The organism is Mesorhizobium sp. B263B2A (assembly GCF_020165775.1).
GTDB classification, from domain to species: domain Bacteria; phylum Pseudomonadota; class Alphaproteobacteria; order Rhizobiales; family Rhizobiaceae; genus Mesorhizobium; species Mesorhizobium opportunistum.
The window spans coordinates 324281-345979 of record NZ_JAIUIU010000002.1; the positions used below are offsets into that span (position 1 = coordinate 324281).

Genomic DNA, 21699 nt, shown 5'->3' on the forward strand with positions numbered 1-21699 from the left:
CAATGAACAAACAGGGTAGAATTGAGCTAATAATCTATTTTTCAATTGCAATCTCACTTCTATTCTTAGCTGTTTACCTGGGGCACGAAAACGGGGCGCGCAATACTGGCTCCGTATGGCCTCTTGGGTCGGGTCACTAGGTGCTAGTCCCTATGATTGCTGGGCCTGAGGGCGGCCCGTCATCCGATATGCAACTGTACGAGCGTTAAGCCGGCTGGCCGGCGCAGAGCGCCAAGACCGCCGCTTGCCAGCTGACTCATCGGCGTCATACGCGATCGCGTATATCTCCTTTGTATACGTGATCGCGTATATCTCTCTTTTATACGCAATTCCGTATATTGACGATTAATACGCGATCGCGTATATCGTGGGCGTGGAGACCCATCATGACAGACCAGATCGCTCGCAACGAAAAACAACTCGGAGCCATTCTGCGCCGCGCCCGCAAGAACGCGGGGCTCACGCAAGGCTCGCTCGGCAATCAGATCCACCTGCGACAGGGCACAGTGTCCCGCCTCGAGGCCGGCGAGCCCGCAATGCAACTCCGCACCTTGATGGCCGCCCTCTCCGCCCTCGACCTTGAACTCGTCGTGCGAGCGCGCAGCAAAGCCAGCTCTGCTGATATTGAGGACCTGTTCTGATGGCACGGCGACGGGCTCACGTCCCCTTGAATGTCTTCCTGAACGGGCGCCTGGTCGGCGTCCTGCGCAGGGAATCGACGGGCGCCATCGACTTCCAATACGCCCGCGAATGGCTGGACTGGCGCGGCACCTTCCCGATCTCATTCTCGCTTCCCTTACGCGAAGACCGCTATATCGGCACGCCAGTGACCAACGTCTTCGATAACCTGCTTCCGGACAATGACGCGATACGCAGGCGTGTTGCCGAACGCGTCGGCGCCGACGGCACGGACGCCTACAGCCTGCTGGCAGCGCTCGGCCATGACTGCGTCGGCGCGTTGCAGTTCCTGCCCGATGGCATGGATCCAGGCCCTCCCGGCAGTGTCGAAGGCAAGCCGGTCAGCAACGAGGAAGTCGCCGGGATAATCGAGAACCTTGCTGCCGCTCCGCTGGGCCTGGGCGAGGATGAGGACTTTCGCATCTCGATTGCCGGCGTGCAGGAAAAGACAGCGCTGCTGCGCAAGGACGGAGGCTGGTTCAAACCGATCGGCACGGCAGCGACCACCCATATCCTGAAGCCGCAGATCGGCCGGCTGCCGAACGGCATCGATCTCTCCAACAGCGTCGAGAACGAGTATCTGTGCCTCAAGCTGCTGCAAGCGTTTGGCGTTCCCGCAGCCGAGGCGCAGATCGCTGACTTCGGCGAGCGCCGCACCCTGATCGTCGAACGCTTCGACCGGCTGTGGGCCCGCGACGGCCGCCTCCTGCGCCTGCCGCAGGAGGATATCTGTCAGGCGCTTTCGGTGCCGCCGACGCGCAAGTACCAATCGGATGGCGGCCCCGGCATGCGCGAGATTGTCGAGCTCTTGAAGGGCAGCGATACGCCTGATGAAGACATCGCCACCTTCTTGCGCGCCTGCATCTTGTTCTGGCTGGTTGGCGCCACCGACGGCCACGCGAAGAATTTCAGTATTTTTCTCGGCCCTGGCGGGCGATTTCGCATGACGCCGCTATATGACGTGCTGACCGCGCAGCCCAGCCTTGATACCGGACAGATTCCGCGCAAAAAATTCAAGCTGGCAATGTCGGTCGGCAAGAACGGGCACTATTCGGTACCAGACATCATGCCACGCCACTTCCTGCAGACCGCTGACATCGCCGGTGTGGGTACCCCCCTCATGCGCAGAATTTTCGATGACATTGCTGAAAACGTGGAGAAGCAGGCCGACGAGGTGATCATGTCGCTGCCCCGTGGGTTTCCCGAACAGCTTGTCGACTCGGTCAAGTCGGCTATCGGCAAGCGGGCGGCTCTCCTCGCCGACAACAAGGCTGACGCCGTCGATTGATCAAGGTGCGACGAACCGGCTGCCGGTGTTGCTTACCCTTCCTGCTGCTGCGCTGCTGCTGATCATCGTCGTCGTCATCGGTGCAACAGCATTATCGTCGCGTGATCGCAGAGGCGTCGCGTATCGCCATAATCATGATGGGCATGGCCATCAGGCTCCAAGCTAGCCGACTATTGGCCTGCAATACGTCAGGGTTGGTTTCCGCTGCTGTCCATCGGGTTGATATCCTCGGAAATCTCTTGTCGCAGTTTCGGCCCCTTCGCCAGGCGCCTGCCCAGGGCCGTGACGAAGGCGTCGTAGCGCTCGGCCGCCTTGGCGCGCGCGGCCTGGGCGGCGGGCTCGGGCAAGGCTGGCGTTGTCGCCAGCCAAAAGCGGACGAACACCGCCAGCGTCTCGACCGCGATGCCGATATCGCGCTCCTGCCTGGCCAGGCGTCGATCGACCTGGTCGAGGCGTTTGGCGATCGCGGCCTCGCGACGCTCTTCCGCATCCGGCGACAGGAACGAAGCCAGTGCGGCTTCCGCAATCATGGATTGGGGTTGACCGCGCCGTGCCGCATAATCGCCAAGCATCGTCATGATGGCCTGATCGAGATAAACGGAAATCTGCGCCTTCTTCTTGCGAGCCATCATGGCGCCTACAGCTCCATGCCGTCATCGGGGTCCAGGGAAACCTGCCGCGCCACCCCTTGCATGAGGCGCGCCAAGCGCCGATTGCGGATGGCATCGTCGTCGCCGGCATCGTCGTCCGGTCCCATTTCGAATTCGTTTTCGATCGGCGCCGCTTTCTCGACGGCCTGCGCCCGATTGAGTTCTGCTTGCAGGCGGCGCTCCGATCCCGTTGGATCGCCATCACCCTGCCCTAGCCTTCCGGAGACTTGCGTCGCCTCAGAGTGAGCCAGGATCGGCAACTGGCTCCAGTCGTCAAGCTCGGCCTTTTGCGACCGCGCCAGTTCAGGCGGCGGCAGCACGCGCTCCTTAAAGCTGGCGTCCTCGTAATACCGGGCCTTCTTGGCCCTGATCGGCGGCGCGCCTGCCACCATGACGATCTCGTCGGTCGGCGGAAGCTGCATGATCTCGCCAGGAGTGAGCAACTGTCGCGCCGTCTCTTGCCTCGACACCATGAGATGCCCGAGCCAGGGCGAAAGCCGGTGACCGGCATAGTTCTTCATCGCCCGCATTTCGGTTGCCGTGCCGAGTGCGTCTGAGACCCGCTTGGCAGTCCTCTCGTCGTTTGTGGCAAAGCTGACGCGGACATGACAGTTGTCGAGGACCGAGTTGTTGGGACCGTAGGCCTTCTCGATCTGGTTCAGCGATTGCGCGATGAGAAAGCTTTTCAGGCCATAGCCGGCCATGAAAGCCAGCGCGCTCTCGAAGAAGTCGAGACGGCCGAGCGCCGGGAACTCGTCTAACATCAGAAGCAACCGGTGACGGGTTGTCTTGGTAGGCAGGTCCTCGGTGAGGCGGCGACCGATCTGATTGAGGATAAGGCGAATGAGCGGTTTGGTCCGGTTGATGTCCGAAGGCGGCACGACGAGATAGAGCGTTGCTGGTTGCCTCCCCCCGACGATGTCGGAAATTCGCCAGTCGCAGCACCGGGTCACCCGGGCCACAACCGGATCGCGGTAAAGACCGAGGAAGGACATTGCGGTGGACAGCACGCCCGAGCGTTCATTGTCGGATTTGTTGAGCAGCTCGCGCGCCGCGCTGGCGATGACCGGATGCGGGCCGGCGTCACCGAGATGCGCGGTCTTCATCATCGCGGCAAGCGTCGATTCTATCGGGCGTTTGGGATCGGAAAGAAAGGCGGCGACGCCGGCGAGCGTCTTGTCCTGCTCGGCGTAAAGAACGTGGAGGATCGCGCCGACCAGCAGCGCGTGACTGGTCTTCTCCCAATGGTTCCTCTTCTCCAGGCTCCCTTCCGGGTCAACGAGTATGTCGGCGATGTTCTGAACGTCGCGGACCTCCCATTCCCCGCGGCGGACTTCCAGAAGCGGATTGTAGGCTGACGATCTCGAATTGGTCGGATCGAAAAGCAGCACGCGACCGTGCAGAGCGCGAAAGCCCGCGGTGAGCTGCCAGTTCTCGCCCTTGATGTCGTGGACGATCGCCGAGCCCGGCCAGGTCAGAAGCGAAGGCACCACCAGGCCGACGCCTTTGCCGGACCGGGTCGGGGCGAAGCACAACACATGCTCTGGCCCGTCGTGACGCAGATAATGGCGGTCATAGCGCCCGAGCACCACTCCATCGTTATCGATCAGGCCCGCGGCCTCCACCTCTCGCTTCTCGGCCCAGCGCGCCGACCCGTAGGTATGGACGTTCCTGGCTTCGCGCGCCCGCCACACCGACAGGCCGATGGCAACGATGATCGAGAGGAAGCCACCGGAGGCGGCGATCAGTCCGCCTTCCACGAAGACAGACGGGGCGTAGGGGTCGTAGAAATACCACCACCAGAACAGAGCTGGCGGATAGTAGACAGGTATCCCAGCGATCTCGAACCAGGGTGGACCGAGCCCGATCTGGAAACCGAGTTTCCATGCGGTCCATTGCGTCGCCGCCCAGGTCGTCGCCAGGACGATCAGGAAGACCGTGAGGATCTGGCCCCAAAGGATTTTCGTGGCGGACATGGCGTGCTCCTTTCATCTGGTTTTCAGAGACCGAGCCCCTTCTTGCGGCCAAAACTCCAGTCGATGCCGCCGTCACCACGCGCGACACCCGAGACATGCTGGCCGAGATGCTTTTCGAGCGAGGGCGTCCAGGGGACGAGCTGGAAGCCGAGCCCGTCGTCGATCATGGCGAAACGGCCGGAGGCGAGCGCCAGGCGCTGGCGATAGGCGCCGGCAACGAAGTCCCCGCTAGCGGCCTGCTTGAAAGGTTTTCCGGTGTCGGCGGCGAGCCTGTCGCCAAGCTTCTCCAATTCTGCCCGCCGCAACGTGTCGAGTAGGTTCCGGGTGAAGACGACCCGTCTGCCTTGCCGTTCCGCGAACCCCTGTTTGACAAGATGTTCGGCGCGCCGGTGCAAGGCGTCGCGAACCTCGGCGCCGAAGCCAGCTTCGGCCAGGGCGGCAGGCTCTCGCGCTAGCGCTTGGCGATCGAGCCAGGTCGCCCCCGATGCCGTGATTTGTTGATCCACAGCAAGGTCGGAGCGCACGGCGAGTGCCGCCCGGCGTTGACCGCGCGCGTCATCGAATTTTCGCAGCTCGACAATCGAACCCGGCGCGCTGTCGCCAGCCGCCTCCAGATCGGAGAGCTTGATGTGATGGGTGCGTCCGTCGACGCAGTCGACCACGGCGTAGGCCGTGCCGATCAGTTCGTCATCGAGCCCACGATCGACCAGCCGGCCGATAACCGGCATCTCCAGGCTCTCCGCGGCCAGGACATAATTTGCTGAGCCACGCTCGATGCGAGCCGCAGTCATTGCGCGGTGGATGCGCTTGATGATGTCGCCACGCTCGCCAAGCTCGCGCAGTGTTGCTTCGGCCCGTTCGTCGATTGCCCATTGGCCAGGCCCGGCCTGTTGGGCAAGACCAAGGGTCTCGAGCTTGCGCAAGCGGCCGACCTTCAGAGCGTGATACTCGTCCGGTTGCCTTAGGCGAGATGGCGCGAGATCGATGATCCCGCTGTCACGGCTGTCGCGAAGCAACTGCCGATCGAGTTGCGTCCACCGCTCGGACTGGATCTGGGTTTCGATTGATTGGCGGATATCGAGATCGGTGCGCGGACCGAGTTCCTGGGTAACCAGATCGCGAGCCCGGTCGCGCATGCCTTCCTTGATGTAGTCGCGCGCGATGACCAGATCCTGGCCGTCTTCGCGAACCCCACGCACGATCAGATGAATATGCGGATGCTCGGTGTTCCAGTGATCGACCGCCACCCAGTCAAGCCGCGTATCGAGGTCCTTCTCCATCTGCCCCACCAGATCGCGGGTGAAGGCGTTGAGGTCCGCCATTTCGAGAGCGTCGTCCGGCGAGACGATGAAGCGGAAATGGTGACGATCGTCCTTGGCGCGCACGGCGAAGGCAGCGCCATCGGCATTCTCCGTCCCCGGCCCGAACAGATGCCCCATCTCCCCATTCCGGCTGACACCCTCGCGGCGCAGATAGTTGAGGTGAGTGCCAAGTGGAGCGGCGCGCACGGAATGACGGACGACCCGAGCCTTGACGACGGCGCCGCGCGACCGCGAGGTGATAAGGCGGTTGGCCTGGATGCTGGCGCGCTGACCGTGGCCAAAGCGCGAGCGGCCTGCTTGTACAATCCGGCCCGAGCGCGAAACACCGCCGCCGGCCTTTTTCGCCGCGGCCAACACCTGCGCGATGAAGGGGCGGGCCTGCTGGGCGCGCGTGGAGCGGATACGTCCGGGTCGAATGCGAAACTCGCGCTCATCAGCCATGGCGCGGTACCGCAATGTGGAAAAAGAAACATAAATACAATACCTTGGCTGCTCCATACACATTGCGCGGATGGCCGGCAATGTGCGCAACGCGCCAGAAAATCAAGCAAGAACAACCCCCCGACCGGCGCGCAATGTGCGCCCTTTTATCCTGCCATCCCTCGGTTGTTGCCTCGTGCTCTCGCCTTTCCGTACGCCCTGACGTCCAGGACGACGCCCCGGCACGATTTGGACAAGTCGCCGTCATTGTGCGGGGGTTCCGGCTTCGGGCCTGGCGAACAGTTCGCGCGCCAGCGAGCCGGCCACGAAAAGTTTGCGGACCAACGGTGAAGACGAAACCTCGACGGAAGCGTCTTCGCCGGCCGGAAGACCGGAAGCGACCATGGACCTGGATGGCACTATGAACAGCGGTGCAACCTTCCAGCTGCCGGCCTCAGCATGACCGGCGGTGAGCGCGTCGGGTGCACCACTGCCGCCCCAGAAAGGGCGAAGCATCGCCACATAGGCTCGCGTCTCAGCCGGCAGCGAACGGCCCTTCAAGGAGGCTTCGTAGCGCCCTGGCCCCGCATTGTAGGCGGCGAGAAAGCCGGGTGAACCGTATCGATCATAGAGCTCGCGAAGATAGGCGGTGCCGGCAAGGATGTTGTCGCGCGGGTCATAGGGATCGCGGCCGAGCTGGTGACGAACGCGCAGCTCGGCAAAGGTTGCAGGCATTATCTGCATCAGGCCCAGAGCCCCCTTTCGCGACACGGCGCGCGGGTCGCGGGCGCTTTCGAGGTGCATGATTGCCCGTATCCAGCGCTCGGGAACACGGAAGCGATGCGACGCCTCGGCAATAGGCGCGGCGTAAGGATCGTCCGCGGATTTGCGGGAGACCGGCGCCGATTGTGCGAAGGCCCCCGTCGTTGCGTGACACAAGATCAGCATGCCACCGATAAGGCAAAGTGCTTCCCGCCGACCAGGCAACCGACTGACGGAGCGGCTTCCGTTCGCGCATTTGGGCGCCGATGGCCCGCTCATCGAGCACGCTCCGGCCGCGATTTCGGCCGGATCCAGCGCAGCGACCAGGAGCCGTTGTCGGATCGGAAGAGACCGGCGCGAAAGCGCCGGCCAAACAGCGGGTCGTCGAGCCGACAAGACAGGTAATCGCCAGCCGTTTGCCCGGTTTCCTTCCAGGCCGCGCCGACCTCGGGGCCGCTGCGGTCGCCGATGTGGATGCGAAAATCCGGCGCTTTGCCGTCAGATAGTTTGGTCGGCACGAGCATCAGCTCGGCATCCACGAGCAGCGTTCGAATGCGTCCGGAATAACCCGATTCTGTTTTGTGGAAGACGCCGATCTCGGCCATGGATGATCTCCTTCTCTTGTTGGCTGGACTGAATTTCAGTTTGTCGATGCGAGCCAGGTGTAGTGGCCATCGCCCCGCTCGTCGGTCCAAAGCGGCAGCGCGGCTCCGACGATCGAGCTCGCCGGGAACGGGCCGAAATAGCGGCCGTCGAGACTGTCCTCCACCTTCCGATTCATGACGAAGATTTCGGCGGCGGCGATGATGCGGCAGCCCTGCCAGTCAGGCAGCGCGCGTCCCCTGCGATCGCGCTCCAGTGCAACACCCAGCGCAAGCCCGTTGACAGTGATGAGGAGGCCGGCGCGGCAGACTTGCTGCCCGGGCAGTCCCTCGATGTGTTTCAGCATCGGCACGCCGAGCGGAAGGTAGCCACCCTTGGCGGCGAGCCGAGCGACCTTGTCTGGCGGTTCGATGACAGCGAGCGCGCCAGCCGTTGGAACAGTCATTTTCCTGATCGCATAGAGCCCAAGCGGCGCGCTGGCCGACGCGTTCCACAGCAGCAGCGGCGGCATCTCCACAACAGCCGGAGCGACGGTCGCGAGGACGGCCGCGAGTGCCGCGGCTATGCAGGCGGCGCGGCTCATGAGGTCACCCGCTTGCGCAATAGAAAGGCGCGGTGCTGCTCGAGCGAATAGGCACGCGGCGTTGCGCCGGCAATGAGACGGTTGTGGGTCTGACGCCAATAGTCCGGTGCGGCTTCGGCCGGATCGAGACCGATCGCCTCGATCGCGTCGATCCGTTGAAGAACCCGCTCAACCTTGTCCCAACCGGCGATCTTGAGTAGGATCTCGCCGCCTGGCCTGATGTAAGGCAGCGTCTGATAACCTTGATCGGGCAAGACCGCGCGCACGATGTCGATGCGCGAAATGACAGTGCCGAAGTCATTCGCCGCCCAGCGCACGATCGCAAAAACACGGCCTGGCGCAAATCCGACGACGCGGCGCCGCTTGTCGATGATCGTCTGATCGGCAGGGCGTCCGAAGCGGATGCGATGCTCGGTCCGCTTCTCGATCCAGATCAGCTCGACCATCGTGAGTTTGCCGCGCGGCATCGATTGGGCAGACGACGTCATGTGTCGTCTCCCGCGCGCCAGCCAACGCACCGCCGGTTCTGCTCCCAACCGTCAGTCCGCGGCTTGCGCGCAAGACTGTTAGATTGAGAGTTAGACTCTAAGTTAAGAGCGCGATTTTCCGTTGCCGGCCCGTCCCTTAAGGCCGATCGCGGTTCCCGAAAGCACGAGGATGCGGTTCCCGATGGCACGATAGTGCGGGTTCCCGATGGCACGATCCCGTCAACAGGCGCGGGCGCCGGTTCGAACGCCAGCAGCACACGGCCGCTGGCTTCGACTTCCGTGAACAGCAGATATCCCGGCAAAGGTTGGCGCCGCACGATGTCACGCAGCTCGAAGGCGAAGCGCTTGAGCGGCGAGAGGCTGCCGGACTTCTGATGCAGATGCCGGATGTCGAAACGCCAACCAGCGCGCTGGCGTCCGCCATGCTTGCGCACCAGCCGATAGAGCCACCGATCCAGGCCGCCCGTCAGCCCGAAATAAGCCCGGTCTATTGTCAGGATCAGCGCGTCATCCATGACGGCGCGATAGAACCAATCCGGCAAAATCAATTCGACGCCAAGCGGGCGGCCGTTTCGATCGAAACGCTCCTGCCATTCATTGATCCACGAGAAGCGATGCCGCCGGCCTTCGGCGGGCTGGCGGATGGAGGTGACGACGCTTGTCGACTGCAGGCGATCGAGCGCGGCCTTGAGGCGCAAATAGTCTCGCTTCGAGACACCGCGGCCGACGAAGGTGAGCATTTCGTATGGCGTCGCGGCCATCAGGCGCGACGTGCGCAATCCGGCATCCCGCGCGTTGACGATCTGGCTCGCGGCCCAGATCAGGATATCGGCATCCCAGATCGTCGCCATGCCGTGGTCGGGCATCGCTTCGACACGGATCGTGACATCGCCGGCGCGAAAGTCGATCGGCGCGATGCGCCTGGATTTGGCAAGCGAGAAGAAGGGATAGGCCATGAGGTCCTGCGCATCGCGTGGGGCGACGACACCGGGCAGCGCGTGGAACAGATCAAGCTGTCCGCGTTCCGACGGTTGGCGTGGTCGTGCCGACATAGAGGAGATCAGCCGGGTCAGCGCCTCTCGCGCCCGGCATAGGCGATCAGGCGGGCGGCTTGAGGCTTGGCGGGCAGCACCGAGCCATGCGGATCGGATGTCGACGTCATGGCGCCGCGCTGGACCCAGGCCTGGAGGTCGTCGACGGCGTAGACGACGCGGCCGCCGAGTTTTCGATAGGCAGGCCCGGTCCCGTAGGTGCGGTGTTTTTCCAGCGTACGCGCGGAAAGACTGAGGAAATGCGCTGCTTCCGAAGTGCGCAGGTAGCGCGGCGGCAATGGCGCTGCGTCGGTGTTCATCGGGTGTCTCCTTGGCGTCGTCGCGATTGAACGGCGATCGATGGCCAGGATGGAGGAGCGTGGGGACGGTGATCAGGTGCGCAATTGAGGGGCGCTATTTCGCACCACCGAGAGGCCTTCAGGCACTGGCGCCGGCGTGAGCAGCAATTGTAATAGCCGCGCTCGACCCTCTTCACGCCATCGCATCAAGCAACGTAGCTGATGACAGGAAGCCCGGTGATGGCGCGGCGGAAAGCTCCGCGCTCACCGGCAGAAGACGCCTCGCCCGGTGCCGGGCGAGGCGTTGGCCAGTTCACTCGCCGTTGCGGCGGTTGGGGCGCGACCAGATGAGGCTGTGGCCCTCGCCTTCCTCGTCGGCGAAGAGGTTGGCGTAGATCGGAGCGGTGAAGCTCGGATCGTCGACCTTGAGCCCGAGATAGTCGCGACCCTCGGTGGAGCGCTTGGACCAGGCGGCGCCGATTTCGGCCTTGCCGACCACCACGCGGTGGCTTGGGGCGTTGTCGCCGCTGGCCCTTGTGTCGGGGACGATGCGCACGCCCTTGGCGTGGACGCTGAGAGTGACGATCTCGCCGGTGAACTCGTTCGCATTGGTCTTCTTGAAAGTGCCGATGGTAGCCATTTTCAGTCTCCGTTTTCTTCGTTTCCGAGCCCGCACCATGCGACCTCGATGGCGATCGTGAGGCCGAAGGCGCCGCCGCCGCATCGCTTGCGACCACAGCAAAGCGGAGGATGGCGCAGGGCGCGCGTTTCTTGGTTCCGCGAGGAATGGGCTTTGCCCAGGGGAAGAAACGCGCGACGCGCCATTGCGGCATAGGCGGTCGAGGCTTCAGCCGTCTTTCGGCCAGATCAGCCCGTTCGAGAGGTCGTTGGTGCGCTCTTTGAAATGAAGGAGGAGGGAACCGCGCACTGGCTATCAAGAATGAAGCGAACTGCTGGCCGAGATGTCCGCCGATAACGGGTTGACGTGACTTGAATGAAAGCTAGCGCCAGCACACGGCGGCGTACCGAGTATGTCTGGTTGGTGCCGTTAACGGCCTCGCAGCTTCAAGATGACTGGCAAGAACGCCGACCCTTACGTCGAGTGTAGTGCGCACTGCTCTGCGCCAAAAACGGTCATTGATGTTGGTTGCGCGTCAAAGGCGGACGAGCTCGTAACCGATTGAAGCAACCCGGAGTCAGTCATTTGCACGAGTAAGAGCATGACTCCGGAGGGCTCGGGCGCACGCGACGGATCGCCGTAGTCATCGAACGGGCTACCGCGATAGCTTTCACTGCGGAGCGACAACCGACGTTGGGCGTCATCAGAAAAAGGCGGACTCTGGCACGGTTCTGGTCTATGCCGACGCTCGTTGCCGGTCCGCCGGCCTTTTGCAACTGGTCCATGAATGAAGCGCCAGCCCACGACGTCGAGCCTGTTACGCCGACTCAATCGTTCGGCCGTGGTGGATTTGATCCGCACCGAAGGGGTGATTTCGCCATCGAGCCTCGCCGAGCGACTGAACATCAGCATCCCGACGGTGATGCGGGTGATCGAGGATCTGATTGCCGAGGATTTGGTGGCGTATGACGGGTTTGACGAGGCCAATGTCCGGGGCCGTCCCCGGGCACGCATCAAGTTCCGCGGCGCGGCGCATGCGATCCTCGGCATCGAGGCCGGCAAGGGCGAGTTCTATGGCGCCGTGGCCAATCTCGAGGGCGTCGTGCAGACCGAAATGCACGAGACCGCCGACGATGATAGCGAGCGCAATTTCGAGAAGCTGGTCGGCCTGATCCGCCGGCTGATGGCGGCCCCCCATCCGCGCGGCCAGACCATTCGCGGCATCGGCATTGGCCTGCCCTCGATCGTCAGGCAGCCGGCGGGCGAAGTGGTGCTGACGCTCGGTCTCGGCTGGCGCGACATGCCGTTGCGGGCGCGGCTCAGCGAGCATTTTCAGATGCCCATCGTCGTCGAAAACGGGCGCAACCTCGCCGCCGTGGGCGAATGGGGATTTGGGGCTGGGCGTGGCGCCGACAGCGTCGTGAGCCTCTCGATCGGGCCCGGCGCCGGCGCGGGCGTCGTCATCGACGGCAAGCTCTATGGCGGGCACTCGCATGCGGCGGGCGAGATCGGCTGGTATCTCGACGACCCACTCCTCACCGGGCGGCCGTTCGAACATCTGGGCGACAAGCAATCACTGCGCTTTTTCGGCATCCCCGAACAGGCGACCAAGATGCTCGAAGAGGCCAACAACCAGTATGCGGCGGGAAAGCTCACCCTGGCCGCAGTCACCGACCGGCAGGCGGACAAAATCGCGCCGGTTGTCAGCGAGTTGCTCGACTATGCGACGATGGCGGTGGGCAGTGTTGCTGCCTTCATGAACCCGGAAATCATCGTACTGGCGGGCCGGATCGTCGGCGGCGGTGATCTGGTGCTCGATGTGCTGCGGCACCGCCTCAAGGGCAATGTGTATGACCCGCCAAGCCTCGTGATGGGCGCGCTGGGCCACCGCGATATCGTTCTGGGCGCGGTGCGTCTGGTGCTCGATGCGACGACCCTCAACCCTGCCGACAGCCTCGTGATGGCCGACTACAGATCAATCGATCGCAATTGACAGCGACCGCATGTCGGCATTAAGTTTCTAACTGAAAGAAAAACCGCGCCCTACGTCGTGTGGGAGCGTATCTTTCGTGGGAGGACTTCAATGACGAAGATTTTCAATCCGCTTGGGCGGATGATGCAGCGTCGTGACTTCTTGAAAGTTGCGGGTGCGAGCGTTGTGGTAGCGGGTCTGCCTGCGGCAGTTCGCGGTGCCGAGCCCGTCAAGGTGCTTGTGTGGTCGTGGGTGCCAAATCTCCAGCTTGAGGTAGACATGTTCAACGCCGCGCATCCGGGCATCCGGATCGAACTCGTGAATCCCGGCCAGGGGGACCCGTTGTATAACGCGCTCCGCGCGGGCCTGCAGGCGGGCAGCGGCCTGCCGGACGTCGCCCAGATCGAATACCAGCACCTCGAGAGCTTCCGCCAGGTCAACGCCCTCGCAGACATCGGCCAGTACGCCAATGCACATAAGGGCGAGTTCCCCGAAGGCCTATGGGCGCAGGTCGCCATGGGCGATGTGGTCAACGCCACGCCGCAGGATTACGGTCCGATGGCGATGCTCTATCGCAAGGACATCTTCGACAAGCATGGGATCACGCCGCCCACCACCTGGGCCGAGTTTGCCGATGCGGGCAAAAAGATCCATGCGGCCGATCCGACTGTGTTCATGACCGACGCGCCGTTCGGAGCCAACGCCGACTGGGTCTTGGGTCTGTTGTGGCCGATGGGCTGGAAGCCGGTTAGCCGCGATGGCGACAAGCTCGTGATCAGGATCAACGACAAGATTGCTAAGGACTTCGCCGCCTATTGGCAGGACCTTATCATCGCGGGTGTTATCGAGACCAAGCCGGGCTTCAACAATGAGTGGTACACCGGCCTCGACTCGGGTCGCTATGCCACCTGGCTCGCTGCGGGCTGGGGTCCGCTGTTCCTGACCTCGGTCGCCAAGACCAGCGTGGGCAAATGGCGTGCCGCCGATCTGCCGCAGTGGGACGCGAGCAAGTTCGTGACTGGCGCTTGGGGTGGCTCATCGCTGGCCGTGATGAAAGCAACCCAGCATCTGCCCGAGGCCGCCGAAGTCGCGATCTGGTTGAACACGAACCCCGAAGCCACAAAGCTCTACACCACCAAGCAAAACTTCTTCCCCTGTACCAACGCGCTGCTGTCGAGCCCGGAATGGGCGAGCGCCAAGCCGGAATTCTTCGGCGGCCAGGAGGTGAACAAAGTGTTTGCCAAATCGGCGAGTGCCGTGGCGCCGTTTGAGTGGAGCCCGTTCCAGGGCTTCCTCTACCAGTCGATGTCCGATGAATTCGGCGCCTCGATCAGCGGCAAGGGCACGCTGTCGGATGCGTTCGACCGCGTCCAGGACGCCGTGGTTACCTACGCGAAGGACCAAGGCTTCACCGTGGCCTAACTCCTCCCGGGCACCGGCCGGGCGCGCCTTGATCGGCGCGCCCGATCTCTTCATCTTGCCGGACGGAGGACCCATGGCAATGTCGAATTCGCCAACCGCAGCGACGTGCCCAGCGCGATTGGGCGGTTTTACGTCACGAAGGCTCGCACCCTATCTGTTCCTGGCGCCCTTCATGCTGCTGTTTATCGCCTTCATCATCGCGCCGCTAGTCTATGCGTTCTACATGAGCCTCTACCGCGACACGCTTGTGGGCGGACGACAGTTCGCGGGTGCAGCCAGCTACATCAAGGTCGCGGACGACGCCAAATTCTGGGGCGGCGTGTGGAACCTCGTTCTGTTCGGCATCGTGCAGGTACCGATCATGCTGGCCCTGGCGTTGTTGTTCGCCATCGTGCTCGATCGTGGTCAGGTCTATGCCAAGGGAGTCTTCCGGCTCGGCTTCTTCCTCCCCTACGCTGTGCCGAGCGTAATCGCGACGATCATCTGGGGTTATCTCTACGGCCCCACCTTCGGCCCGTTCACGCAGATGGCCAAGGCGTTCAACCTGCCGCCGCCGGACTTCCTGTCGCCGGGCGCGATGATCTTCTCATTGGCCAATATCGTGACGTGGGAATATGTCGGCTACAATATGGTGATCTACTACGCCGCGCTGAAGGCGATCCCGTCGGACCTCGCCGAGGCCGCGCGGATGGACGGCGCCTCGCCCTGGCAATTTGCGCGGATGATCCAGCTGCCGCTGCTGTGGCCGGCGATCCTGCTCACCATCATCTTTTCGATCAACGGCACACTGCAGCTGTTCAATGAGCCGTACTTGATGCGCGCGCTCGCCAGTAACACCATCAATTCGAGCTACACGCCGAACCTCTATGCCTATTCTCTGGCGACTAAGAACCAGCAGTATGGCTATGCGGCCGCCGTTTCGTTCGTGCTTGGCATCGTGATCGCCGGTGCCTCCTACATCTTCACCCTGATCGCCAACCGCCGTCGGCCGGAGCAATGATGACTGCGACCACCGACATCGCCACTTTCGAAGCTGCCAGGCGCCGGCCTGGCGAAAGGCGGCGCTCGCGGATCATGCTCACGCTGCTGCTGTCACTGTTCCTCCTCTACAGCTTCATGCCGCTGGTCTATCTGGTCCTGTCGGCAACGAAGACGAATGGCGACCTGTTCACCACGTTCGGCTTCGGCTTCGGCACCGAGTTCAACCTCTGGCAGAATCTGAGCGATCTGCTGGCGCGCGACAACGGCGTCTTCATGCGCTGGATGTTCAACAGCCTGCTCTATTCGACCGTCGCCGGGCTCGGTGCCGCGATCTTGGCTACCGCGGCAGGCTATGCGTTAGCCAAATTCAAATTCGTCGGCCGCAATCTGCTGTTTGCGCTGGTCTTGGGCGCTGTCATGATCCCGCAGACGGCCCTCGTCGTGCCGACCTTCCTGCTGCTGGCACTTTCGGGACTCAGCGACAATCCGCTGGGCGTGATCCTGCCATCGATGATCTCGCCGATCGGCGTCTATCTGATGCGCGTCTATATCGAGCAGGGCGTCGACGACGAACTGCTCGACGCAGCGCGTCTCGATGGCGCCGGCGAGTTCGTGATCTTCCGCGCCATCGTGCTGCGGCTGGTGGCGCCGGGCATGGTGACCGTGGCGCTGCTCTCGTTCGTCGGGACCTGGAACAATTACTTCCTGCCGCTCATCGTACTGCGCTCGCCGGAATATCAGCCGATCACGGTGGGCCTTGCGACCTGGTATCAGCTCGCGCAGCAGGGCGGTGGCGGCGGACAGGTGCTGTTCTCGATCATCATCACCGGCGCTCTGGTCAGCATCATCCCGGTCATCGTGGTATTCCTGCTGCTGCAGCGGTTCTGGCAGGGCGGCCTCACCGCCGGCGCCATCAAGTAGACTATCGCCTGGAGTTTTCCGCCTATGACGACCGCCTCGAAATCCGCGCCGCTCTCTGTCTGGCGGCCGATCGCGACCGACACTTTCCTCGTCGGTAGCCCACATTACCCCGAGCATGTCGATGAGAGCTATTGGCAGCGCGATGCCGACCGCATGGCAGCCGCGGGCTTCAACACGGTGCGACTTGCGGAATTCGCCTGGCATATTATCGAGCCGCATGAGGGGACGTTCGACTTCGATTTGTTCGACCGAGCCATAGATGTGCTGGGCAAGGCTGGCATCAAGACCATCATGTGCACGCCGACGGCGACGCCGCCGCGCTGGCTGACGGCGCGTTATCCCGAAGTGTTGCGCGTCGATGCCAATGGCCGCGCCATGAGCCATGGCTCGCGCCAGCACGCCAATCTTGCGAGCGCAGTGTTCCGTAAGCATTCGAAGCGCATCACTAAAGCGATGGCCGAGCATTATCGCGGCAATTCGCACATCATCGGCTGGCAGACGGACAATGAGTTCAATACCTCTGGATCGCTGTCCTACGGTCCGGTGACTCTGGCCGAGTTCCAGGCCTTCCTCGAGGACAAGTACAAGACTATCGCCGCGCTCAACGATGCGTGGGGCGGGCATTTCTGGGCCACCGCCTACGACGATTTCGATCAAGTGGTGCTCCCGCTCGACTACGCCCCAGCCCCGGTCGGGCCGACCCATGTGGTCGACTATCACCGCTTCCTCGCCTTCGTCACGGCGCGGTTCCAGCACGATCAGGTGCTGATCCTGCGCGCCACCAATCCAGACTGGTTCGTCTTCCACAATCTGGGGCGGATCGACGACATCGACTTCCGCGGCGAGTTCTCGACCGATCTCGATTTTCTCGGCTTCGACATCTACCCGCATCTCTATGACGAGATGCAGCGGGTAGGCGGCGTCGGCGAGGTGCAGGCGCTGCATCTCGACATCTGCCGCGGCTTCACCGGCAACTTCATCGTGCCCGAGCAGCAATCGGGCTTCGGTGCGCAGCCGAACATCTCGACGCTGACGCCCGAACCCGGCGAGATGCGCCGCATGGCCTATACGTCGGTGGCGCGCGGCGCCGATGGCGTGATGTTCTTCCGCTGGCGGCCGGCGCATTTCGGCGCCGAGATCTATTGGATGGGCATCATCGATCACGACGACATCCCGAGGCGGCGCTACGACGAGGCCAAGCAGTTTGCGGGTGAGGTCACGGCGCTCAAGGACAAGATACTCGGCACGCATGTGCGCATGGATTTGGGCATCGCCGGATCAGATTTCGACAATCAGGAGATGCACCGCTCCTACCCCGTCGGCATGCCGAGCCCGCAGGACGACGCGACGCTGCTACACCGCTATTGCTACCGCCACAACATCGCCTGCGGCTTCATCCATCCCGAGGATGATCTCAGCAAGCTCAAGGCGCTCTACGTGCCGCATTGGCTGAAATGGACCGATGCGTGGACGGCGCGGATCGAGGCCTTCGCCAAGGCGGGTGGAACGGTAATCCTGGGCGGCCGCACCGGGTCGCGCGACGTTAACAATCACGTCATCCGCGACACCTCTCCGGGCAAGACGCTCTCGGCGCTGGCCGGGATCACGGTCGAGGAGTTCGGGTTGCTGACGCCGATCGGCGGCGACGGCCTGTTCGAGCATGGCGGCCGCTTCGGCGCCAACACGGTGCGCAAGAAGCTGCCCGCGTCGTCGGCGAGCCGCCAATACGAGCTCAAGATCGGGAATGCGCAGGTGACGGCGGCGCATCTTTATGAGCTGCTTAACGTCGCGCCCGGCACCGAGGTTATCGGCAACTGGGCCAGCCGCTTCGCCGAGGGCCAAGCCGCGATGACTTCGCGCAAAGTCGGCAAGGGCAATGTGATCTACCTCGGCACCTACCTCAGCGATGCTCTGGTCGAGGTGCTGGCCGATCAGGTTCTGGCGCCCGCCGGTATCGTGCCGCTCATCGCCGACATACCGGCCGGCGTCGAAGCGAACATCCGCGAGAGCAAGGACCGCCGCCTGCTGTTCATCCTCAACACGCTGGGCGAGCCGGCAAGCATCGGCAATGTCCCCGCGGGCAAGGATTTGCTCGGCGATGGCAAAATTCGCGGCGGTAAGCTGTGGCTCCCCGCCTATGGCTGCAGCATCATCGAACTCGACCAGGTGATACTGAGATCGCAAAGGGCTGTATTGTCGTAACCCATTATTGCCACGTCGCCTGGGAGATGCGGACTCAGCTCCCTGGCAACACTCAAACCCTCGAAAGCCACGAAATCTGTCCAACAAAAAACCGCGTCGGGTCGAAATATTCGACCTGATCGTCGCGGGTATGACGGCTGGCGCGGCAAAGGGGTGGGAAGTTATGGACCCGTGTCCGCTTTGGGGCCAATCCCGGACATCATGTCGCCCAAGCCGAACGGCTGCTTTGATGAAACGGCGAATTTGATCTCAACAGCCGACACGGGGCGCAAAGCTGCCATTCTTTTCAGGATGAGAGTAGGCGTCGGCTCGCAAACAGCGCAAGTAGGCGGACAACTCGACCGGCACTCGTCAGAGATGACGCCGCCGCGCGCGCAGCAATTGGCGATAGCCGCGCTCGACCATGCTCAGCCCGTCGCGCACGAGGCGATATGTCTGGTAGCGAAAAGTGGAGTCGTGCCAGTCGGCGGCGCTGACCAGCCGCGGACCGAACAAGGCGGTCGCGACTTCAAAATGGGAAGCCTGCTGGGCGCGACCATCAAGGCATCGCAGCATGTGGCCTAGGCGCCGGCGCTGGGCCGTGGTCAAGCGGGCGTCGGGAACGTGTTGCCTGTGGATAGAGCGGATGAAACGCTCGATCGCTTGGAGCCGGTCGTGCGCCATGTCGTCGAGCGGGATGATGGCGGCAAGGGTTTCGCCTGGCTTCGCGTCGCGGAGGAGCGCCAGTTGCGTGCCGCCCGGCGAAGAGCGCATGTGAAGGCCGACCTCGTCAAGGCGGCCGGCGGCCAAGGGGACATCGAAGGCGATGCCCTGTTGCGCTCGCAGATCCCGCGGAACCTCGACGAGGGTCACGACCCCAGGGTCGACCTGAGGCGCCCAATAGACGGGCTGCTCGACGGCGGACTGATCAGGTCTCGCTGCGAAATTGCAAACCCCAGCGCTTGCGCAATGCGTGCATCGCCTTGGCCGATCGGGAGGCGGCGAAGTCCTGCTGATACTGGGGATTACGTCGCAGGAACTCCCAGGCGATCGCATCGGGGGCGGCGCCTTTGACGAATGCATATGCCTGTGGGTCGCGCCATTGCGATGTATCCGGCTTCATCCGCATTCTTCCCTTCTCAAGTATTTGATAGGGGGACGAAGCGTTGAACGAAATCCTTGGATTCCGTCATTGACGCAGGGACGAATAGCGATCTCGGAGCTGAGCGATCAAGTGGAGATTTTTGGGATGTCTACTAGCTCGCGCCTTGCAGTGTTTTGAAAGTGTCCGTCCAGGCGCGATACTCATCATCATTGCCCTGGCTCCAGGCACCGAAGGCGCGCCAGGCGGCGAACGATGACGCAGGCTGCTCGAACAGCGCGCCGATCGACTGGTCGCCTGCGGGCCAGCCGGCAGGCTCGTTGCCTGTCGCTTCGTGCGTGAGGCGCCTTAGATCGGCCAAAGCAGAGCGGATATGCGGCAACGGAAATTCGCAGAGGTCTGTGTTGTCACTTGCCTCACGAAGGATGACCGCGAGCTTAGCCACGACACCCGCAAAAGATTGGGCAGGCGTCGCCGCAATCTGAGCCAATAAGGCATCCGCCTTTTCAGCGGCATCCTGCTCTTCCTTCAGGAAACCAGGACAGTCGCGGTCGGCGCAAGCCCCCTCCCCGCGCCCAATCACTTCGCCGACAGGAAAGAGCGCGCCGCTCTCCAGGAACCCCTCCTCAGCCTGCTGCTGCCGGACACAGGAGGCCAGCATCCCAACGTGAGCGTCGATCCAGGCAAGGGACAGGACAAGCGCTGGATCGGCCTGCGGCTGATCTTCGGCTGCATGGTCAGCAGAAGGCTCAGAACGCTCTGCGGTCAACGGAGATCGAGCTCCCATCCCAGCGTGACGGAAGGCAAAGTCGTGGTATTGTCGGAATCAGCCATGATCCGAGCTCCACACAGCTTGGCGTTTGGTCAGGTCGAAAAGGGTGTTTGCGCACCCTCTTCGACCGCAAGTTCGAGGCAGGGATAATATACAAATTGATTGAGGTCAATCAGAATATTGGCGATAGGGCGGCGAATTTCAGCGCCGAACAGTGCCGTGGTGCGCGTGCAATGTTGGGATGGAGCCAAGATGATTTGGCCCGGGCGGCAAACGTCGCAAGGCAGACAATCGCTGATTTCGAACGCGGCGCTCGGACTCCAATCGCAAACAATATATTAGCGATCGTGAATGCGCTTGAGAGAGCTGGCATCGAAGTACTGCCCAGCAACGGAATTCTGTTGCGAAAGAGCAGGTGATCGCGGCTCCGCCGCTGAAGCCAGCTGTCAGATGCCGAAGCCCGTCCGACCGAAGTCGAACGGGCTGGCTTAACTGTTACTCGCCGTTGCGACGGTTGTTGGGGCGGGACCAGATGAGGCTGTGGCCATCGCCTTCCTCGTCGGCGAAGAGGTTGGCGTAGATCGGAGCGGTGAAGCTCGGATCGTCCAGCTTGAGCCCGAGATAGTCGCGGCCCTCATTGGAGCGCTTGGACCAGGCGGCGCCGATTTCGGCTTTGCCGACCACCACGCGGTGGCTCGGAGCGTTCTCGCCGCTGGCCCTTGTGTCGGGGACGATGCGCACGCCCTTGGCCTGGACGCTGAGGGTGACGATCTCGCCGGTGAACTCGTTCGTATTGGTCTTCTTGAAAATGCCAATGGTAGCCATTTTCAGTCTCCGTTTTCTCGTTTCCGAGCCCGCACCATGCGACCTCGATGGCGATCGTGAGGCCGGAGGCGACCGCGGCCGCATCGCTTGCGACCGCAGCGAAGCGGAGGATGGCGCAGGCGCGCGTTTCTTGGTTCCGCGAGGAATGGGCTTGCCCAGGGGAAGAAACGCGCGCTGCGCCATTGCGGCATAGGCGCTCGAGGCTTCAGCCGTCCTTCGGCCAGATCAGCCCGTTCGAGAGGTCGTTGGTGCAGTCCGCGAACTGGGAGAGGGAGGAAATGGCGGCCCATGCAATTAGAAGATCAAGCCACCGGTCTCCAAGATGTCTTTCGATGTCGCTTGGCAGAGGCTGTAGCAAGCCCTTATCACGTCGGCATGAGGCGACCGCCACCTGGTCCGCAATGGTGGCTCGGCGCCCGGCCCGCGCGAGCTAACCAAGTTGCGCCGCCGCGACCTCTACATTCCGGATCTGCACATCGACAACATGAAGTGAGGACGCTGGTTCTCCGGCGCGCCGCTGAATTTCTTGCCGGCTCAGGATCGCAAGACGACCCAAAACGTTACAGGTCGAACGTCGTGACGTCGCAGCTATGGAAGCAAGGAGCCGACAATGGCAGACAACAAATCGAAGCGAGGCGCCGCCGACCCTCGGCAAGTCTCCGGCGATGAAGGCTACGAGGTCAATTACTTCGCTCGCAAGCACGGCATCGGCAAAGATCAGGCCGAGGCGCTCATCAAGCGGGTCGGCAACGATCGCGACAAGCTCAATGCCGCCGCGCAGAAACTAAAGAAATAGGCCGCGCG

General features: G+C 62.7%; 23 protein-coding genes and 1 pseudogene. 9 read left to right on the forward strand and 15 right to left on the reverse strand.

Translation table 11 applies throughout. The features are described 5' to 3' along the window. The first annotated feature begins 386 nt into the window (after positions 1-386). Together LB568_RS06890 and LB568_RS06895 are read left to right on the forward strand one after the other, a co-directional pair. A complete protein-coding gene (locus LB568_RS06890; protein ID WP_224729668.1) occupies positions 387-641 on the forward strand; it encodes a helix-turn-helix domain-containing protein in 255 nt (84 codons plus the stop codon). After that, positions 641-1966 (forward strand): type II toxin-antitoxin system HipA family toxin, encoded by a 1326-nt coding sequence (locus LB568_RS06895; protein ID WP_224729669.1) that lies wholly within the window; start codon positions 641-643, stop codon positions 1964-1966. Before LB568_RS06890 ends, LB568_RS06895 begins: the two co-directional genes overlap by 1 nt. Before the next feature lie 188 nt (positions 1967-2154). Here the strand turns inward: LB568_RS06895 and LB568_RS06900 are convergent, their stop codons facing one another. The 10 genes from LB568_RS06900 to LB568_RS06945 all read right to left on the reverse strand — a co-directional run bounded on the left by LB568_RS06900 (position 2155) and on the right by LB568_RS06945 (position 10740). Further along, the gene (locus tag LB568_RS06900; RefSeq protein WP_224729670.1) at positions 2155-2598 is read right to left on the reverse strand and encodes a CopG family transcriptional regulator; all 444 of its coding nucleotides are present in this window, start codon (positions 2596-2598) and stop codon (positions 2155-2157) included. A 5-nt stretch (positions 2599-2603) separates the two neighbouring features. Continuing rightward, positions 2604-4592: a conjugal transfer protein TraG gene (locus LB568_RS06905; protein ID WP_224729671.1), complete on the reverse strand. Its 1989-nt coding sequence runs from the start codon at positions 4590-4592 to the stop codon at positions 2604-2606. A gap of 23 nt (positions 4593-4615) precedes the next feature. Beyond that, entirely contained in the window at positions 4616-6355 is a 1740-nt protein-coding gene (locus tag LB568_RS06910; RefSeq protein WP_224729672.1) for a relaxase/mobilization nuclease domain-containing protein, read from the reverse strand. Positions 6356-6598: 243 nt separating this feature from the next. Continuing rightward, positions 6599-7282 (reverse strand): lytic transglycosylase domain-containing protein, encoded by a 684-nt coding sequence (locus LB568_RS06915; protein ID WP_412033899.1) that lies wholly within the window; start codon positions 7280-7282, stop codon positions 6599-6601. Positions 7283-7371: 89 nt separating this feature from the next. Then, the gene (locus tag LB568_RS06920) at positions 7372-7701 is read right to left on the reverse strand and encodes a DUF736 domain-containing protein (RefSeq protein ID WP_224620542.1); all 330 of its coding nucleotides are present in this window, start codon (positions 7699-7701) and stop codon (positions 7372-7374) included. A gap of 35 nt (positions 7702-7736) precedes the next feature. Next, positions 7737-8282: a S26 family signal peptidase gene (locus tag LB568_RS06925; protein WP_224729674.1), complete on the reverse strand. Its 546-nt coding sequence runs from the start codon at positions 8280-8282 to the stop codon at positions 7737-7739. Continuing rightward, the gene (locus LB568_RS06930; protein ID WP_224729720.1) at positions 8279-8770 is read right to left on the reverse strand and encodes a DUF2840 domain-containing protein; all 492 of its coding nucleotides are present in this window, start codon (positions 8768-8770) and stop codon (positions 8279-8281) included. Before LB568_RS06930 ends, LB568_RS06925 begins: the two co-directional genes overlap by 4 nt. After that, entirely contained in the window at positions 8767-9822 is a 1056-nt protein-coding gene (locus LB568_RS06935; RefSeq protein WP_224729675.1) for a replication initiator protein A, read from the reverse strand. Before LB568_RS06935 ends, LB568_RS06930 begins: the two co-directional genes overlap by 4 nt. A gap of 17 nt (positions 9823-9839) precedes the next feature. Further along, entirely contained in the window at positions 9840-10121 is a 282-nt protein-coding gene (locus LB568_RS06940; RefSeq protein ID WP_224620546.1) for a helix-turn-helix transcriptional regulator, read from the reverse strand. Positions 10122-10413: 292 nt separating this feature from the next. Continuing rightward, complete coding sequence (locus LB568_RS06945; RefSeq protein ID WP_224620547.1) at positions 10414-10740, reverse strand: DUF736 domain-containing protein; 327 nt, start codon at positions 10738-10740, stop codon at positions 10414-10416. 766 nt (positions 10741-11506) lie between these two features. Here LB568_RS06945 and LB568_RS06950 point away from each other — a divergent pair. The 5 genes from LB568_RS06950 (at position 11507) to LB568_RS06970 (ending at position 18217) form a co-directional block, all read left to right on the forward strand. After that, positions 11507-12712, forward strand: coding sequence for an ROK family transcriptional regulator (locus LB568_RS06950; protein WP_224620549.1), 1206 nt, complete (start codon positions 11507-11509; stop codon positions 12710-12712). A 90-nt stretch (positions 12713-12802) separates the two neighbouring features. Further along, positions 12803-14113: an ABC transporter substrate-binding protein gene (locus LB568_RS06955; protein WP_224620550.1), complete on the forward strand. Its 1311-nt coding sequence runs from the start codon at positions 12803-12805 to the stop codon at positions 14111-14113. A gap of 79 nt (positions 14114-14192) precedes the next feature. Continuing rightward, on the forward strand, positions 14193-15113 hold the full coding sequence (locus LB568_RS06960) for a carbohydrate ABC transporter permease (RefSeq protein ID WP_224729676.1): 921 nt from the start codon (positions 14193-14195) through the stop codon (positions 15111-15113). After that, complete coding sequence (locus LB568_RS06965) at positions 15113-16015, forward strand: carbohydrate ABC transporter permease (protein ID WP_181180395.1); 903 nt, start codon at positions 15113-15115, stop codon at positions 16013-16015. The genes LB568_RS06960 and LB568_RS06965 overlap by 1 nt, the downstream gene beginning before the upstream one ends. Before the next feature lie 24 nt (positions 16016-16039). Beyond that, entirely contained in the window at positions 16040-18217 is a 2178-nt protein-coding gene (locus tag LB568_RS06970; RefSeq protein WP_224729677.1) for a beta-galactosidase, read from the forward strand. 2 nt (positions 18218-18219) lie between these two features. Here LB568_RS06970 and LB568_RS33445 read toward each other — a convergent pair. The 4 genes and pseudogenes from LB568_RS33445 to LB568_RS06990 form a co-directional block, all read right to left on the reverse strand. Then, positions 18220-18288 (reverse strand): annotated as a pseudogene (locus tag LB568_RS33445) (hypothetical protein); the annotation flags it as partial. 280 nt (positions 18289-18568) lie between these two features. Further along, on the reverse strand, positions 18569-19069 hold the full coding sequence (locus LB568_RS06980; RefSeq protein WP_224729679.1) for a DUF2285 domain-containing protein: 501 nt from the start codon (positions 19067-19069) through the stop codon (positions 18569-18571). A 55-nt stretch (positions 19070-19124) separates the two neighbouring features. Next, a complete protein-coding gene (locus LB568_RS06985; protein ID WP_224729680.1) occupies positions 19125-19325 on the reverse strand; it encodes a transcriptional regulator domain-containing protein in 201 nt (66 codons plus the stop codon). A gap of 127 nt (positions 19326-19452) precedes the next feature. Next, complete coding sequence (locus LB568_RS06990; protein ID WP_224729681.1) at positions 19453-20067, reverse strand: hypothetical protein; 615 nt, start codon at positions 20065-20067, stop codon at positions 19453-19455. 236 nt (positions 20068-20303) lie between these two features. On the opposite strand from LB568_RS06990, the gene LB568_RS06995 reads away from it, so the two are divergent. Beyond that, complete coding sequence (locus LB568_RS06995; RefSeq protein WP_140572155.1) at positions 20304-20489, forward strand: helix-turn-helix transcriptional regulator; 186 nt, start codon at positions 20304-20306, stop codon at positions 20487-20489. A gap of 76 nt (positions 20490-20565) precedes the next feature. On the opposite strand, the gene LB568_RS07000 is transcribed toward LB568_RS06995, so the two are convergent. Then, positions 20566-20895: a DUF736 domain-containing protein gene (locus LB568_RS07000; RefSeq protein ID WP_224729682.1), complete on the reverse strand. Its 330-nt coding sequence runs from the start codon at positions 20893-20895 to the stop codon at positions 20566-20568. A gap of 610 nt (positions 20896-21505) precedes the next feature. Here LB568_RS07000 and LB568_RS07005 point away from each other — a divergent pair. After that, positions 21506-21691 (forward strand): DUF3606 domain-containing protein, encoded by a 186-nt coding sequence (locus tag LB568_RS07005; protein WP_224729683.1) that lies wholly within the window; start codon positions 21506-21508, stop codon positions 21689-21691. The last annotated feature ends 8 nt before the right edge of the window (positions 21692-21699 follow it).